Genomic DNA, 16,181 nt, shown 5'->3' with positions numbered 1-16,181 from the left:
GAAAATTTGAAAGGAATGGGGAATTGTGAAGAAATTAGATGTATTATTAATGCTACTGAGCGGCCTCTTTCCAATTGCAGGAATGTTAAAGCAAATCCCTCTTGAACAATCTTTATATATTGGAGGACTTTTATTTTTTACTAGTTTCGGTAGTTACTTTGCGAAAAAGATATATTCACGTATATGTAGCTGGATAGCATATGCACCATTTATAACACTACTGTTAGTTATTTGGAATCAGGATATTTCAACAAGTGCTATAATAGCAAATGCCAAAATTGCCGCTTGTATCGCTTTAATACCTTGTATATTCCGCTTTCGTACATACGGGCTTACTTTAGGTTTATTCTCATTATGGACCGCTTTATTATGGGACATAAAAGAAGTACAGTCGTTAGTCATACTTGAGCGTATGACGAGTTTAATGACAAGCAATTACGTATATCTTCTACTCTTGGTTGGAGGACTTATATTAGGTGGATTACTTGCGATGTTAATACATCGAAAAGAGAAAGACACTAATAAAGAAAATACAAATCTATTTAAACAAAAAAAGAAACGTAAAAGGCTATCATTTAAGATCCGCTTTCCAAGATTACCGAAATTTAAGATGAAATTATTTAAGTTTGGTGGAAAAGGTTCTAAACGTAAAACGCCAGAAATAATGCATGAGCGTAATAACGAAGAACCAGTTGTAACATATGAAATGGCAGAGCAAATAGATCAATATAAAGAAAGTACTGTTCAAGGACAAACTAGGATGGAACGTCGAAAAAATAGGTATAATGCATAATAAATTTCACTAACCCCTTAATGATTTATCGTAAAATTGATAAATCATTAAGGGGTTTTTTTATGTAATTAAATATAGGTTGCGTATGAAGGATTCATAGCATATTTTAAAGGTAAGGATTCATAGCATATTTTAAAGGTAAGGATTTAAATAAAATAATGGGAGGACAAAATGCTTATTATTACATATATTTCTGTTTGCATATTATTCTTAGTTAGTTTTTTACATGTTTATTGGGCTTTCGGAGGTAAGTGGGCGACAAATAGTGTCATTCCAACTAAAGCTGGAGAAAAGGCGTTTACACCAGGTACAGGAATGACATTGTTCATTGCGTTATTATTAAGTATGGCAGCAATGATTTTATTACAACAATCAAATATTGTTCATTCCGCACTTCCCAATGTTTTTGTTCAAATGGGATCCTGGGTTTGTATGGTTGTTTTTTTCATAAGAGTAATTGGTGAGTTTCATTATTTTGGTATCTTTAAACGAAAAAAAGATACGCAGTTTGCTAGAATGGATACTGTTTTATATGTACCACTTTGTGCATTTTTATCTTTATCCTTCTTATTAGCAATAATAACGTGAACATATAACCAGCATTATTTTAATACTTTATTACAAACTAAACTAGGGATTTATACGGCAACAGAGATGATTAGATAAGCAGTACCCTCTACCATTTGCTTTAAATAACAAGTTATTGGAGCGGTTAGAAAATGAATCTCTTCAAACTATTGAGGGTTGTGTATCATGTCTACATTTCATGTTGGATATAAATTATGAAAAAATAAAATATTATGGATCGAGCACAAGTAGGTCATTTGTGCCATTATCACAATCTTCAATTTGTCTTGCTGATTGTGTTTGTTTAACAGGAGTTGTATTGGGGTTACTAGGAACAGTGACATTTGGAGGATTAATGTTATCTGTATGTTCTCTTACATAAAGAAAAAAGGACACCCACTTAAGGTGTTTTTTTAGTTACTTAGGAGAGCTTTTGAGATAGGAGGGACATGGATTCAAATCTATAATTACACATTTTTATTGTGTTGTGTAACTCAAAAAGGAAAGTATCAGCAACTGCTTATTGTGTATGACTATAAACATTGGCTATTTGGGAGCTGTAATAGAATGCTTAGAAGGGGGCAAAAAATGGTGTGTGAAATATTAATAAAAAAGGACAAAAGTCTTTTGGTTAAGAACTACGAATAAACAGAAAATCTGCTTGTAATTAGTTTTATCCCAAATATACATGCCTATACAAAAAGGGATAAGTTCAAAAATACTTATCCCAGGAAGGGAAATCCCAAACACCAAAATGGCTTGTATTGGTATACAGGTTCAAAAGTAGTATATGTCAAACGAAAAATCTCATACAAGAAGCAGACAATCAAAAGTATTGTCTGCCAGAAAGTCGGATGAATTAGCCAACTGTGAAAAATTGCTTTCCCACTTCAAGAAGAGTAAAGGCACAAATTTGAAAGAAATGAATTGGGATTTAGTTATTGCTTCTATGAATGATGCATTTTTTTCATTTTTTTGTCCCCAAAAAACAACTAATAATTGCGAGTAATGCATTTGAAGAAATGAAATTTACGGTCCAATAAATTCCTGTTTCAGCAATTATATCGATAATTATAAATCTTTTAATTGCCGAACTTTGTACTACATGAAAAATAAATTGATTGTTATCGTTACCCAATGTTATCACATCCCTTATCTAATATATGACAAGGCATGCTTGCTCTAGTCTTCATGATAATATACGAAAAAGAGTAATTAGCAGAAGCTTATAAAGTAGTTATAAATAAAAGATAACTATCGGAAGTTAAATTATTAACTTCAGTGAAAAAAATAACAATCATAATTTATCCTGCGTTATTGATGGGATATTATGTTTTACTTAAGGGCTTATGCGGAAAGTTTGATGAAAAATTCTTTCATTAAAAGTACGATTCCTAGCAGAAACAAGACTTCAATTGAGAACCAAAACATACTTTTGTGAGGTTTTTTAAACTCCATAATAATTGATGAAAATAAAAAAATTGCGATAAGTATGGTGATTAAGAGTCGGATTATATCAACCATTAATAACACTCCTAATATTTAATCAGTACTATTATGTAATCTTTTCCAAAGATATATAATTCTAGAAACATTCTATTGAAATTTTAATGAAAAGAACAGGTGGTGTTTAGTAGCTTTTTTCTCAAAATCATTTCAAACGTGTAGTGGGAAGTGATAAAAGTGATAAATCCACGTTTTAATAAAAGGATGTAAGCGTATTTTTAGCGAATTATAGATAATTAAGAGAGGCGGTGACACTATGAAGTATGTAAAAGTCAGTATGAATGGTGGAAGTGAGCACAAATTCTCAATGACTTTAGAACGATTTGAAGAGTTTATTACTACAGAGAATGGATTATTAGAAAATAAATTAGTTTGTATTGAAAATGTAATGATTAACCCTACTAATATATCTTCTGTAGTTGAAAAAATTGGTGTACCTGCTAAATTTATGGAAGTTTAAAGGTAATTAGATAAAAAACATCCATGGGGATGTTTTTTGTTTATAAATAAAGAAATTGTACAATGAAAGTATGAGAAAATTTTATTAGTAATAATGTAGGCTATTAAGAATGAATGGATATAGAAAGGTCTTTTCTAGCGTGTTAGTTACTCCAATGTGTATGTATCTATTTGGCATCTAGACATTGTGCTTTCTAGTGCACAATGTAATAAGTATAAGCATATAGTATTTAGTAGGACAAGATCTTCGTGTCCTACTAAATACTCAGAAAAAACCTCTAATCACATTAGGGCATCCAATAGCAGGGTGCTCTAATTTTTTATGAAAAATGTAGCTTCACAACGGTTTCGTTTCAATTATAGTTTTCTTTAACGTTAATAAATATTAAGATTAATATGATAGCAATAATTAAATTAGACAAATAGAAATTTTGGTGACACAGTAGTTCAAAGATGACATCGAATGTATACAATAAAGCGACAGCAGGTAATATACAAATAAATATAAATCTCCAATTTTTTAAATAACGTTTATAATTAGTAAATACTTTCGCCATTAATATTGCTCCTGTATTTTTTATTTTCTATATAATTATACATTTAAATAAAAAGATTTACAAAGTGTTTAAAAATTATTTAGCAACTAATGTGATTTTGGGAGATAAATAAGGAGGAAGAAAAAAATATTATAGATCTATAGATTGAGAGGAACATAGAGAAAGCTTTTGTTAAAAACTTAGATGGCTGCATCAATCTGTGTAATAAACGATTTGATTTTAAAAAGACTTTTAAACATCTGGGCTAAAATGATACACTATAATCTACGTTATTTTAGAAATGAATAGAGGGATTTATATGATAGATAAAATTAAAAATGTTGTAGAGGATATGTATGAAGATGAAGCAAAACATTTACTTCAAAGTATTCTAATACAGTTAGATGTATTAGACGGGAATTATAGCGAAGATATGATAAAAAATTTAACGAGTATCCCTAAGCAATTGACGAGTCATACAACTCAGGAAAAAAATTTAGAAGAAAGCACACACATTCATATTGCCTTTGATGATTCAACTGCCGGATGTTTAAAATATATGTTGAAACAAGAAGGATTACACGAGGAGAGTGTTGTTTCATACTCTGAATTCTTTTCAATTGGTCCCATACATCAATTACATACGAATGAAGGTCAATTAGCAAGGGCACAGTGGTTATTAAATAACTTAACTTCTTATGATTGTTATTTTGAAGAAGAGTATTTACCAAGATTTAAGGAGACTTTAGAAGAGCTACATTCAATTCCGAATGAAACACCGATTACCGTTTGGAAGGCGGATAATGCCCATGAGCACGTAGGGCTTTGTTTTGCAATTGCGCAATTAAAAGATAAGAAAAATATTCGTGTTATGAATACTTCTGAAGCGAGTAGAGAAATATTAAAACAAGATTATGATATCCGTGGAACTGGAGAATTATCTCCTGAAAGTTTAGCTCTTTTCCAAAAAAGTTTTGTGGAATTTCCGTATTTAACTGAAGAGAAGCGAATGAAGTTTGCACATGAGTGGGATAGATTATCGCAAAGCACGGAGTTTTTAAGAGTTTGGAAAGACGATGAAGTGCATGCTGTACAAGAAGATTATTTTGATCAATTCATTATTGAGTGTGCGAAAAATGTAGGAGCAGATAAAGAATTTCATAAAGCTCCGAGAGTAATAGGTGAAGCACTTGGACTTTCGGATCAATTGGTTGGGGATACGTTTTTGGAATATCGCTTGAAAGAATTAATTAAGCAAGAAGTATTTGAATATGAAGGTTCGTTAGATCAAATGCGTTTTTATAGTGTGAAGTTAATAAAATAAAAAATATATTTTGTTTATAAAAAAGCTCGTATTTTTAAAATACGAGCTTTTTTCAGATGAATTTAGGCTATACATAAGCTTCCTATGAATGGCGTATCACATATGAATGTTAAAAGAAACAAATGAAAAGAAGGTGATGGGTTATTATGTATAACCAACAAAACTATCCATATGATCAAGAGATGTATTATAATCCACAAAACTACGGTTATGAATCTACAAATGAAGTGAGAGATATTGAACAAGAAGACTATAGACCAGATGATGCGGAAGATGCTCCAACGTCACCACCACCGTCACAAGCTCCGTCTTTACCATCCACATTTGCTTCTCCAGCACAAGCAGGGAATATGAAATCATGGATGTGTAACTGTCTAGGAAGATGGGGCTATTTACGTTTACATCGACCTGGTCCTTTCGGAAGAGATTTATGGTTCTTTCCAACCGAGGTAAGAAGAAGCGGGGTTTCAGGTTACACTTGGCAAGGTGGTCGTCGTCGTAAAGTAAGTTATCGATATCAACAAATTAGTAATTTTATGTGCTTCGCATAATAGGAAGTGAGAGAGTAGAATAATTTTACTCTCTCACTTTTTTATTTTTCAATATACGAAGTAAGATTTTAATTAAAAATTTACAATTTTCTAGTTTTTATTGAAGTATAATTCAAATGTTAGGTTGATTTACACAAATAATTGAGAGTGAGGGAATGTAATGTCAATAAAAAATAAGGTTGGCCAAAAAATAGAGGATGGCATTAATTTAGCTTCTGCTCAGTTTAAAGAAGATGCTTATGAAATTTATAAAGAATCGAGAAAAGTACAGCCTATATTATTTGTAAATCAAATTGAAATCGGTAAAGAATGGCTCATTACAAGATATGAAGATGCTCTGCCGCTTTTAAAAGATAATCGCTTAAAAAAAGATCAGGCAAATGTGTTTCCTCAAGATACAAAGAACATGCATCTTTCCGTTGACAATAGTGATCATTTAACAACGCACATGTTAAATTCGGACCCACCTAACCACAGTCGTTTGCGATCTTTAGTTCAAAAAGCTTTTACACCGAAGATGATTTCACAATTAGACGGAAGAATTCAGAGAATAGCGGATGATTTAATAAGTGAAATAGAGCGAAAAGGTACATTAAATCTTGTGGATGATTATTCATTCCCATTACCGATTATTGTAATAAGTGAGATGCTTGGAATTCCAAAAGAGGATCAAGCGAAATTTAGAATTTGGTCTCATGCTGTCATTGCATCGCCAGAAACACCTGAAGAAATAAAAGAAACCAAAAAACAACTATCTGAGTTTATTACATATCTCCAATATATAGTTGATGTAAAACGAAAAAATCCAAAAGAAGATTTGGTTAGTGCGTTAATACTTGCAGAAAATGAAGGGCATAAACTTAGTGCTCGAGAGCTATATTCAATGATCATGTTATTAATTGTAGCCGGACACGAGACGACAGTGAATTTAATAACAAATACGGTATTAGCACTTCTTGAAAATCCGAAGCAATTACAGTTATTAAAAGAAAATCCGGAATTAATTGATTCAGCTATTGAGGAAGGATTGCGTTATTATTCTCCAGTTGAGGTGACAACTGCAAGATGGGCGGCTGAGCCGTTTCAAATTCATGACCAAACAATCCAAAAAGGAGATATGGTTATTATCGCATTAGCTTCAGCAAACCGTGATGAAACAGTATTTGAAAACCCAGAAGTATTTGATATTATGCGTGAGAATAACCGTCACATTGCTTTTGGACATGGTAGCCATTTCTGTTTAGGAGCTCCACTTGCTAGGTTGGAAGCAAAGATTGCTATTACTGCTCTGTTTAAAAGAATGCCATCGTTACAAATAAAAGGTGAGCGTGACAAAATTAATTGGCAAGGTAATTATTTAATGCGTTCTTTAGAGGAATTACCATTGTCTTTTTAGAATAGTTATATTGAGACATGCATACACGACAAATGATTAACATAGAGTATGTATGTGTTATTTAAATTCGAAACGGAAGGGTGAAAACATCCCAATGATCAACTAATTCTATTTGTAAGAGATCTTCGTTAAAAAACGAAATATTCTTCTGAATAGGATTAGTATGTGCATGTATAGAAAAGGGATGTGTTTCGCACTGCGAATATATAGTCTTTTCATATGATTTGTGCTGCCTCCTGTTCAGAACACGAAATAGGAGGCTTTTTTATGTCGACGACTGCAGAAACGAAACAAAATCATGGGGTATCACAAGTATTAAAAAATCGATTTGTGCAAGGGATTCTAGCATCAGCATTATTTTTACAAGTTGGAATTTGGGTTCGTAACTTTGCGGTATTACTTTATGTTATGGAAATGACGAAAGGTGATGCTTTTGCTATTTCAATGATTTCGGTTGCTGAATTTGCTCCCATTTTTATTTTCTCATTCATTGGAGGAACTTTTGCTGATAGGTGGAAGCCAAAGAAGACGATGATATGGTGTGAAACGTTAAGTTCCATTTCAGTATTCGCTGTATTAATTACACTTATGTTTGGAACATGGAAAATCGTGTTTTTTGTCACGCTTATTTCTGCAATCCTTTCGCAGTTTTCTCAACCATCAGGTATGAAATTGTTTAAACAGCATTTATCAACGGAACAAATCCAATTAGCGATGTCAATATATCAAACAATATTTGCGATTTTTATGGTATTAGGACCGATTCTTGGAACATTTATTTTTCATAGTTTTGGAATTTATATTTCAATCATCATAACAGGTATCGCTTTTTTACTTGCTGCAGCTGTGTTGTTATTTCTACCGAAAGATCTTGAGAATGATAATGAGAAGAAAGAAATCACGCTATTACAGGAGATGCTGGATGGGATTAAATATGTGAAAAAGAAAAAAGCATTAACTTTGCTTGGCCTTTGTTTTATGGCAGCAGGACTCGGTATCGGTTTAATTCAGCCACTTGGTATATTTATTGTAACTGAGCAGTTAGGATTATCAAAAGAGAGTTTACAATGGTTACTAACGGTAAATGGTGCAGGAATGATTGTTGGGGGCGCTTTAGCGATGGTATTTGCGAAGAACGTTGCTCCGCAAAAGATGTTAATTATCGGTATGCTAGGTCAGGCGATCGGTATTGGGATTATAGGTTATTCCACAAATTTATGGGTAACACTCACAGCACAACTTTTTAGTGGGTTAGCTCTTCCGTGTATCCAAATAGGGATTAATACACTCATTATTCAAAATAGTGATACTGATTTTATTGGTCGTGTAAATGGCATTTTAAGTCCATTATTTACCGGTTCAATGGTAGTAACAATGAGTATTGCTGGTTCGTTAAAAGAAATGTTTTCATTAAGTACGATGTATGAGGGCACAGCTTTACTATTTATAATTGGATTATTATTTATTTTACCGATATACAATTTAAAGCCAGTAATAGCAATAGAAAATGAAATAAGTGATAAAGGAAGTGTTGTACAAAATGAATCCTAATCCAAATGTTAAGTACCCTATTGAAGGAAATCAAAATGTCCAATTTATAAAAAATACAATAACAAAAGCTAATATACTCATTGGAGACTATTCATATTATGATGCGAAAGATGGAGAAACATTTGAAGATCGTGTATTACATCATTATGAATTTCTTGGAGATCGCCTTATACTTGGAAAGTTTTGTTGTATTGCAAATGGAGTTACCTTTATTATGAACGGAGCGAATCATCGGATGGATGGATTTTCGGCATATCCATTTAATATATTTGGAAATGGGTGGGAGAAGTATACACCTAATTTGTCTGATTTACCTTACAAAGGTGATACAGTTATAGGAAATGACGTTTGGATTGGTATGGATACAACGATTATGCCCGGAATAAAAATAGGAGATGGTGCAATCATTGCAGCTAAATCTGTTGTGACTAGAGACGTCGCACCATATACAATTGTTGGCGGAAACCCTGCAAATAAAATAAAAGAACGATTTACAAATACAATAGTAGAAGAATTATTGCAAATTCAATGGTGGCATTTTGACATTGAAAAAATAACAGAAAATATAGATGCTATTGTTCAAGGAGACATTGAACCATTAAGAAAGCTAAAAAGGTAATAAAAAATGCATAACAAAGAGTATCATACCTCCGAATTTTGTTAATGATATTAGAACAAGGAGGTGTGATACTATGGCACAAGACGTTTTATGTGAAGTAAACAACTGTAAATTTTGGGCTAACGGCAATAAATGTAGTGCAGATGCAATTTATGTAGTAAGTAATAAAGGGAAACATGCATCAACTACGGAAGAAACAGATTGCAAAACTTTTGATCCAGAAATATAAAATTTTTGAAGGGTAGCCAAATCGTGGTTGCCCTTTTATTAATTATAGTATTGATAATAAATCTCATTTTCATTCATTGTTTTTAACTTTTCTTTTTATTTTTTCATATTTTCTTCATAAGTGATGTAATCCAGAGTAATTCATGCTCAATACGCGATTTACTAAATTCAATGACTTCTGTAATAAAAGATGAGCTAACATGTAAAGATTGAGTAGCAGTAAGCTGTTTATGTAGTACGTCTTGGCGTATTGTTAAAATTTCTTTTCTAGCTTCGTAATCAAGTTTTTCAAATAGCGCGATACGCACAAGGAATTCAGCGTTATTTGTCGCAAACTTTTCGGGAAACTCTCTTAACATTTCATAAAAAATTTCTTCTCCTGTTTCAGTTATGTCGTACATATTTCGGTGTGGCTTTCCGACTTGTTTATGTATTTGTTTAATTATAGCCCCCATATTTTCGAAGCGCCGAAGAGCGGGATACAGTGTATTATGGGGTTCAGCCGAGATACGTGTAAAAACGGGTCATAAGCTGTAATATATTTCCATTATTGGTTTTTTAGTTAAAAATATCTACCTCATGATTAACAAAAAGCTGATTACCTATGCGCTATAAATGAACTGCCCCCAATTGTTAAACAAAACCTAGCAATTGGGGGCAGTTCATAGTTATCATTTGACTCTTCTAGTGACTTTCTCAAGTAAAGCACCCTTTGGTTGAATAAGATTTATTTATTCATTCCCATCAATCGCTTAATTGTTCTTATTTGTCCACGATGATTAATTTCGTCTTCCATAACGTGAAACCACAAGTAGTAATTATTATAAGGCACACCATTATCCCACTTGTTTTCCTCGAATAACCAGCTATCTTGTTTTGATTTCAGATATGTTAGTGTATTTTCTCTAACTTGTGATAATTCATTCAAATAATAATCTAAAGATTGCTTTTTTATTCCTTCCCTTGCTTTGTCTCCAAGTTCTAAAGAAATTCGCCACTTTAGATATTCACTTTCAGTTAAATCTCTTTTTTCAAACGAGATAACTTGATGAACAAACTCCATCGCTGCAATATGTGATAAGAGAGAACCAATAGTGTTTGAACTACCGTTTGGTAAGAAATCTAAATCACTTTGGTTTAAATTGGAGATTTCGCTCAATGTAACATCTCTTGTATGTTCAAGCATTGTTACAAGCTCTCCAATCTTATTTGAATAGTTTTCTCTTGAAATTATTCTATAATCTATCATATATATCCCTCCAATTCATGCTAAGCATAAGTTTACCAATAAAATAAAAAAAACAAAGTCTGAAAATTCATGTAAAATAATGATATAATTTAATTGAATATAAAGAAAAAGGAAACCTGTTTTTATCAGTGTTACCTTATCCAAGACTAAATTTTACCCATACATCATTTTTTTGATGTAGCTCTTGAAGATAAAAACTATTTAATTTTCAAGGAACAGTTATTAACTTAAAACTTATTATACGAGGAGGGTGTATCATGAAAAAAATATGCTTTGTATTAATTGTCGACGCTGGTATAAATTATGGTTCAATATTTTCTCTACCATTTTTAAGGAATCAGGATGATTTGAAGGAATATTTTTCTAAGTATTATGATGTTTCAATTAATTATATTAGGGATAAAAACTCAGTTGACTATTTGGTAGTTCCCAAACCGTGTCCACCTTTTGATAATGAAAATAATCTTCCAATAATTGAAGTACCAGCAATCTTATTTATGGAAAAGGATTTTGAAAAAATAAAGACTTATATAGACAATTATTTTTCTAATAACTCATAAAGAAAATAAAAGTACAGTAAAAAGAAGTCCGATAAAAAACGAGTGGCGTAGAATATTTCTATTAATCATTCGTTTTTTATTATATTTACATATCAGTCTATCGCAAATGAACTTGTACAACATATCGGGAAATATAGTGAGGTTAATATCGTTGAAGAGTTTGCTGCACCTTTACCTGTTACCGTCATATCCGATTTATTAGGAGTGCCAACAACTGACCGTAAAAAAATTAAAGAATGGTCTGATATTTTATTTATGCCATATAGTAAAGAAAAATTTAACGATTTGGATGTAGAAAAAGGAATTGCGTTAAATGAATTTAAAACGTACCTGCTTCCAATTGTTCAAGAGAAAAGATATCATTTAACCGACGATATTATTTCAGATTTAATACGAGCTGAATATGAAGGCGAAAGATTAACTGATGAAGAAATAGTTACTTTTTCTTTAGGCTTATTAGCGGCAGGTAATGAAACAACTACAAATTTAATTATTAATAGCTTTTATTGCTTTTTAGTAGATTCACCTGGAATATATGAAGAGTTAAGAAAAGAACCTACGTTAATTTCAAAAGCGATTGAGGAAGTTTTACGCTATCGCTTTCCCATTACATTAGCTAGGAGGATTACAGCGGACACAAATATATTTGGACCTTTTATGAAAAAGGATCAAATGATTGTTGCGTGGGTTAGTGCAGCAAATTTAGATGAGAAAAAGTTCTTACAAGCTTCTAAATTTAATTTACACAGAATAGGAAATGAAAAGCATTTAACCTTTGGTAAAGGTCCTCATTTTTGCTTAGGGGCGCCACTTGCACGTTTAGAAGCTGAGATTGAATTAACTACCTTTATAAATGCCTTTGAAAAAATAGAGTTATCTCCATCGTTCAATTTAGAAAAATGTATATTAGAAAATGAACAAACATTAAAATACTTACCTATTCTTTTGAAAACTAGGTAAAACGTTCAGCAAGGTACAAAATTACTGTACCTTGTTTTTTTATTTCTCAATTGTAAATTTTTAGTGGTCTATTTAGTATGGAAGTGTATGAAAGAAGAGTGGAGGAGGATGCTTATGTTAACGTGTAATGGAAGTAAAACGTTTCAAACATTTATTAAAGCTGTAATGGATCTAATTGATAGTAATTTATTAGAAGATCAAATTGTTTGTGCGATTGAAAAATTACTAGAAGAACTTTTAGAAAAAAAAACATGGCTTCCGCTAGAAAAACAGAAGGCGAATTCGGCTCAATATGCACGACACTTGTTATATGAAGATCCTTTAAAGCGATTTGAAGTATTAGCTCTTGTATGGAAAGATGGACAATCTACACCTTTACATGATCATGATGGTACATGGGGAGTAGAAGGCGTTTTTTCAGGAAGGATAATGGTGCAGAACTTTATACAAACTAAGCAGCTTGAAAATTCACTTGTTTATTTAACCCATACAGGAAATCTTTATTTGGGAGAAGGAGAAACAGATAAAGTCATTCCACCAGCTGATTGTCATATTCTTAAAATAGCTGAATGTGAAAGTGTTGTCACGATTCATATTTACGGAAAACGTTTAGAAAAGTTTAAAGTATATGTCCCAACTGAAGAAAAGAATGTGTATATGTGTGAGACAAAATATATTAGTTATAGTTCATAGTTTAAAATCAAAAGCTTTTCTTTAAAGAGAAAAGCTTTTGATTTTATTTTTAATTATTTCTTGACCTGAAACGCTTTTCATAAATTATAAATAAGAAGTACTTAACGAGCTCAATATGAAAACGATACCTTTTTGTTAAATAGATCTCGTGTATTTATAGAAAGTGGTGAAGAAATAATGAAATTAATAGCAATTGACTTAGATGGAACCCTTCTTTCCGGTAATAAAATGATAAGTAAAGAAAATGCAGAAGCAATTCGAAAATGTCAGGAAGCAGGCCATGTTGTAGCTATTTGTACAGGGCGTTCTATCGTTGATATTGAACGATTATTGTTAGAAGTTAATTTAGAGTGTCCAATTATTGCGGAAAATGGTGCCCTTATTTATAAAGATAAGAAAATGATGAAGAGATATCCAATTCAAAATATGCAGGCACTTGAGATTGTAGAATATCTTGAAGAGAATGGCTTGTATTATCAGCTTTATACTAATAAAGGTGTGTATGTACCAGATTATGGAGTAGAGAGTGTACGTAATGAAATCGAGTATGTGAGGAATGCAAAAGAAAATTTCGATTTGAAAGAGTTAGAAACGATTGCAGCATTATATCTTGAACATACAGCATTTCATAGTACAGAAAGTTGTAAACCAATTGTAGAAACTGATATACATGTGCATAAACTTTTACCGTTTTCTTATGACATAGAGAAATTAAAAAAATTAAAAGAAACGTTTCTGCATAATACAGATTTAGCTATTACATCTTCCTATTGGCATAATTTAGAGATTAATCATCGAGATGCTCAAAAAGGAAATGGATTATATACTTTAGCAGAACATCTTAATATTCCAGTTGAAAACACTGTAGCAATAGGTGATGGCTTAAACGATGTTTCTATGATGGAGAAAGCAAATATATCAATTGCAATGGGAAATGCAGTTGAAGAAATAAAAGCGATGTGTCAATACGAAACGTTAACAAATGAAGAACATGGTGTCGCACATGCTTTATATAAATATGTAATGTAATAAAAAAAGAAAAAAGAATCCAAATAGATTCTTTTTTCTTTTTATTAGGGGTAAGGTATTCTATGTGATTCATAGAAGCCTTATTACACCTAATTATATAGAATATATTGGAATAAATGTTTATATTTTTCATGAAAATTATGAAAAATTTGTGAACTTTATGTTTATTGTATTTTTATAGTGCTGTTAGCAGCGCGTAACACTCCCATATTATTTTCTGTTTTTAATTGAAAAATAGAATTTGTTAGAATAATTATTCTACAGCTATATACCTAGGAGCACTTTCTTCGTATAATGAAGAAGTATGAATTTTGAATTTGTATAATTTTTACATATCGAGGTGAAAAAGGAATGAATGCGCGGCTAATGGAACTTATTGATGTGAGTACAATAGAAACCATGGCAGAACAATTTTATAAATTAACCAACATATCACATCAACTTCTTGATGCTGAAAACGAATGTATATTTTCATTTGGAATTAATGAAATGAAAGTATGTAAACTTCCCAAAATTGAAATCCCCCTTTTCTTATACAATCAATATTTAGGATCTTTTATTGTATGGTCCAAACGAAGCGAAATTTGCAATTGCCAAAAATATTTTGAAATGCTTTCTAACCTCATTATAACTGGGATGAAAAAAGCAGTTCAAAGTAAAAATACATCGTTACTTTCTCGAAAAGAGGAAGAACTACATACGATCTTACAAAACATGCCTGTTATGGTTGATGCGCTTGACTATAATGGAGATTTTGTTTTATGGAATCGAGAATGCGAGATTGTAACAGGTTATACTGCTGAAGAAATAATTGGGAATCCAAACGCTCTTCAATTACTGTATCCTGACCATAATTATCGCCATCAAATACAAAATAAATTTTTGACTCGTGGAAAAAATTTTAGAGATTGGGAAATGAGTTTAACATGTAAAAATGGTGAAATTAAAACGATAATGTGGTCCAATATATCAGAACAGTTTCCTGTAACAGGATTTAGTTACTGGGCTGTTGGGGTAGATATTACACATTTAAAAGCGATAGAAGAGCAATTAAAACAACAAACGTCTGAATTAGAATTAATTTTTAAAGCTTTACCAGATTTATGTTTTTTAACAGAAGATGATGGGACAATTATAGATTATAAAGCAGGATCCCCTACAAAATTTTACGTACCTGCAGAAGCTTTTATGGGAAAAAAGTTTTACGAAATATTACCGTCTCCAGTAGCACAGCAATTTCAAGAAGCAATTCGCCAATTGAAAGAAGAAGGAAAGAATGTAATTGTAGAATATATTCTGACAATTAATGGAAGTATCGATTTCTTTGAAGCTAGATGTTTACCATTATTACAAGATAAAATTATGATCATTGTACGCGATATCACAGAGCGGAAAAAGGCAGAAGAATTGCTAAATAAATCAGATACACTTGCGGCAATTGGTCAATTAGCAGCCGGTGTAGCTCATGAAGTGAGAAACCCATTAACTGTAATTAAAGGATTTATACAGTTATTCCAAATTAATAAAGAAGATCAAGAAAAATATTTTGATCTTATGCTTTCCGAAATAGAAAGAATAGAAGCAATCCTCCAAGAGTTTTTGTCGATTGCTAAAACTGATGAAATAAATACAGAAAAGAAAAATATTTATCAAATTTTTAAAAATGTCGTATCATTAATTAATACAAAAGCAATCATGACAAATATTCAAGTTGAACTATTTACAGATTCCAAAGAGATAATCATTGAATGCTCAGAAAATCAATTGAAACAAGTATTTATTAATATTTTGCAAAATTCAATTGAAGCAATGCTAGATGGCGGGAAAATTTCAATCCATATAAAAGAAATACATAAAAAAGGTGTCATTATTAGTGTAATAGATGAAGGAATAGGAATACCTGAAGAAAGAATTAAAAGATTAGGTGAACCTTTCTATAGTACGAAAGAAAAAGGTACCGGTATTGGATTGATGTTAAGTTATAAAATAATTGAAGGTCATCAAGGAACAATAAGTATAATGAGTGAGGTTGGCGTCGGGACAACTGTAACTATTTACTTGCCGAAAATTCAGAGTAAACAATCTCTATCAAATTGTGATGATAAATGTATATCGATACGTTCTAGTATTAACTCTTAAATAAATGATTAAATACCCAAT

The 16,181-nt window shown here is 31.5% G+C and carries 16 protein-coding genes and 3 pseudogenes; 15 read left to right on the top strand and 4 right to left on the bottom strand.

The features are described 5' to 3' along the window. Positions 1-25 precede the first annotated feature (25 nt). From CQ058_RS02525 to CQ058_RS02515, 3 genes and pseudogenes are all read left to right on the top strand, one after another. Entirely contained in the window at positions 26-793 is a 768-nt protein-coding gene (locus tag CQ058_RS02525; protein WP_002189792.1) for a DUF3959 family protein, read from the top strand. Positions 794-964: 171 nt separating this feature from the next. Next, entirely contained in the window at positions 965-1,381 is a 417-nt protein-coding gene (locus CQ058_RS02520) for a DUF3995 domain-containing protein (RefSeq protein WP_002032469.1), read from the top strand. 70 nt (positions 1,382-1,451) lie between these two features. Beyond that, a pseudogene (locus tag CQ058_RS02515) lies at positions 1,452-1,742 on the top strand (homoserine dehydrogenase); the annotation flags it as partial. Between the two features lie 565 nt (positions 1,743-2,307). Here CQ058_RS02515 and CQ058_RS32845 read toward each other — a convergent pair. Beyond that, a pseudogene (locus CQ058_RS32845) lies at positions 2,308-2,498 on the bottom strand (hypothetical protein). Positions 2,499-3,122: 624 nt separating this feature from the next. On the opposite strand from CQ058_RS32845, the gene CQ058_RS02510 reads away from it, so the two are divergent. Next, positions 3,123-3,326: a hypothetical protein gene (locus tag CQ058_RS02510; RefSeq protein WP_002085220.1), complete on the top strand. Its 204-nt coding sequence runs from the start codon at positions 3,123-3,125 to the stop codon at positions 3,324-3,326. Positions 3,327-3,678: 352 nt separating this feature from the next. Here CQ058_RS02510 and CQ058_RS02505 read toward each other — a convergent pair whose 3' ends face one another. After that, the gene (locus CQ058_RS02505) at positions 3,679-3,882 is read right to left on the bottom strand and encodes a hypothetical protein (RefSeq protein WP_002189789.1); all 204 of its coding nucleotides are present in this window, start codon (positions 3,880-3,882) and stop codon (positions 3,679-3,681) included. A gap of 298 nt (positions 3,883-4,180) precedes the next feature. Between CQ058_RS02505 and CQ058_RS02500 the strand changes: the two genes are divergently transcribed. The 6 genes from CQ058_RS02500 to CQ058_RS02470 all read left to right on the top strand — a co-directional run bounded on the left by CQ058_RS02500 (position 4,181) and on the right by CQ058_RS02470 (position 9,531). Then, the gene (locus CQ058_RS02500; RefSeq protein ID WP_002189788.1) at positions 4,181-5,185 is read left to right on the top strand and encodes a DUF1835 domain-containing protein; all 1,005 of its coding nucleotides are present in this window, start codon (positions 4,181-4,183) and stop codon (positions 5,183-5,185) included. Between the two features lie 146 nt (positions 5,186-5,331). Further along, a complete protein-coding gene (locus CQ058_RS02495; protein WP_002032464.1) occupies positions 5,332-5,736 on the top strand; it encodes a hypothetical protein in 405 nt (134 codons plus the stop codon). Between the two features lie 160 nt (positions 5,737-5,896). Beyond that, a complete protein-coding gene (locus CQ058_RS02490; protein WP_105589441.1) occupies positions 5,897-7,132 on the top strand; it encodes a cytochrome P450 family protein in 1,236 nt (411 codons plus the stop codon). A 267-nt stretch (positions 7,133-7,399) separates the two neighbouring features. Further along, positions 7,400-8,683 (top strand): MFS transporter, encoded by a 1,284-nt coding sequence (locus CQ058_RS02480; protein WP_002189786.1) that lies wholly within the window; start codon positions 7,400-7,402, stop codon positions 8,681-8,683. Beyond that, positions 8,673-9,302, top strand: a complete 630-nt coding sequence (locus CQ058_RS02475; RefSeq protein WP_002189783.1) for a Vat family streptogramin A O-acetyltransferase — start codon at positions 8,673-8,675, stop codon at positions 9,300-9,302. The genes CQ058_RS02480 and CQ058_RS02475 overlap by 11 nt, the downstream gene beginning before the upstream one ends. A 73-nt stretch (positions 9,303-9,375) precedes the next feature. After that, complete coding sequence (locus CQ058_RS02470; RefSeq protein ID WP_000046092.1) at positions 9,376-9,531, top strand: DUF1540 domain-containing protein; 156 nt, start codon at positions 9,376-9,378, stop codon at positions 9,529-9,531. 103 nt (positions 9,532-9,634) lie between these two features. On the opposite strand, the gene CQ058_RS02465 is transcribed toward CQ058_RS02470, so the two are convergent. Continuing rightward, entirely contained in the window at positions 9,635-10,039 is a 405-nt protein-coding gene (locus CQ058_RS02465; RefSeq protein WP_105589439.1) for a PadR family transcriptional regulator, read from the bottom strand. A gap of 218 nt (positions 10,040-10,257) precedes the next feature. Then, positions 10,258-10,779: a DinB family protein gene (locus tag CQ058_RS02460; protein WP_000568385.1), complete on the bottom strand. Its 522-nt coding sequence runs from the start codon at positions 10,777-10,779 to the stop codon at positions 10,258-10,260. Between the two features lie 257 nt (positions 10,780-11,036). Between CQ058_RS02460 and CQ058_RS02455 the strand changes: the two genes are divergently transcribed. The 5 genes and pseudogenes from CQ058_RS02455 (at position 11,037) to CQ058_RS02435 (ending at position 16,160) form a co-directional block, all read left to right on the top strand. Beyond that, positions 11,037-11,339: a hypothetical protein gene (locus tag CQ058_RS02455; RefSeq protein ID WP_000717614.1), complete on the top strand. Its 303-nt coding sequence runs from the start codon at positions 11,037-11,039 to the stop codon at positions 11,337-11,339. 93 nt (positions 11,340-11,432) lie between these two features. After that, positions 11,433-12,299: pseudogene (locus CQ058_RS02450) on the top strand (cytochrome P450); the annotation flags it as partial. Positions 12,300-12,413: 114 nt separating this feature from the next. After that, on the top strand, positions 12,414-12,992 hold the full coding sequence (locus CQ058_RS02445; protein ID WP_105589437.1) for a cysteine dioxygenase family protein: 579 nt from the start codon (positions 12,414-12,416) through the stop codon (positions 12,990-12,992). Positions 12,993-13,169: 177 nt separating this feature from the next. Beyond that, entirely contained in the window at positions 13,170-14,021 is an 852-nt protein-coding gene (locus tag CQ058_RS02440) for a Cof-type HAD-IIB family hydrolase (protein ID WP_033728075.1), read from the top strand. Positions 14,022-14,372: 351 nt separating this feature from the next. Continuing rightward, complete coding sequence (locus CQ058_RS02435) at positions 14,373-16,160, top strand: PAS domain-containing sensor histidine kinase (protein ID WP_002189773.1); 1,788 nt, start codon at positions 14,373-14,375, stop codon at positions 16,158-16,160. Positions 16,161-16,181 lie beyond the last annotated feature (21 nt).

The sequence above is a fragment of the Bacillus sp. MYb56 genome (genome assembly GCF_002976445.1).
Classification (GTDB): Bacteria; Bacillota; Bacilli; order Bacillales; family Bacillaceae_G; genus Bacillus_A; species Bacillus_A mycoides.
Note: the sequence above shows the minus strand (reverse complement) of the source record. Positions and strands in the feature narration are given on the sequence as shown.

Coding starts and splice junctions, on each gene's coding strand:
- CQ058_RS02520 (WP_002032469.1), top strand. CDS start 965: ATGCTTATTATTACATATATTTCTGTTTGCATATTATTCTTAGTTAGT.
- CQ058_RS02510 (WP_002085220.1), top strand. CDS start 3,123: ATGAAGTATGTAAAAGTCAGTATGAATGGTGGAAGTGAGCACAAATTC.
- CQ058_RS02505 (WP_002189789.1), bottom strand. CDS start 3,882: ATGGCGAAAGTATTTACTAATTATAAACGTTATTTAAAAAATTGGAGA.
- CQ058_RS02500 (WP_002189788.1), top strand. CDS start 4,181: ATGATAGATAAAATTAAAAATGTTGTAGAGGATATGTATGAAGATGAA.
- CQ058_RS02495 (WP_002032464.1), top strand. CDS start 5,332: ATGTATAACCAACAAAACTATCCATATGATCAAGAGATGTATTATAAT.
- CQ058_RS02490 (WP_105589441.1), top strand. CDS start 5,897: ATGTCAATAAAAAATAAGGTTGGCCAAAAAATAGAGGATGGCATTAAT.
- CQ058_RS02480 (WP_002189786.1), top strand. CDS start 7,400: ATGTCGACGACTGCAGAAACGAAACAAAATCATGGGGTATCACAAGTA.
- CQ058_RS02475 (WP_002189783.1), top strand. CDS start 8,673: ATGAATCCTAATCCAAATGTTAAGTACCCTATTGAAGGAAATCAAAAT.
- CQ058_RS02470 (WP_000046092.1), top strand. CDS start 9,376: ATGGCACAAGACGTTTTATGTGAAGTAAACAACTGTAAATTTTGGGCT.
- CQ058_RS02460 (WP_000568385.1), bottom strand. CDS start 10,779: ATGATAGATTATAGAATAATTTCAAGAGAAAACTATTCAAATAAGATT.
- CQ058_RS02455 (WP_000717614.1), top strand. CDS start 11,037: ATGAAAAAAATATGCTTTGTATTAATTGTCGACGCTGGTATAAATTAT.
- CQ058_RS02445 (WP_105589437.1), top strand. CDS start 12,414: ATGTTAACGTGTAATGGAAGTAAAACGTTTCAAACATTTATTAAAGCT.
- CQ058_RS02440 (WP_033728075.1), top strand. CDS start 13,170: ATGAAATTAATAGCAATTGACTTAGATGGAACCCTTCTTTCCGGTAAT.
- CQ058_RS02435 (WP_002189773.1), top strand. CDS start 14,373: ATGAATGCGCGGCTAATGGAACTTATTGATGTGAGTACAATAGAAACC.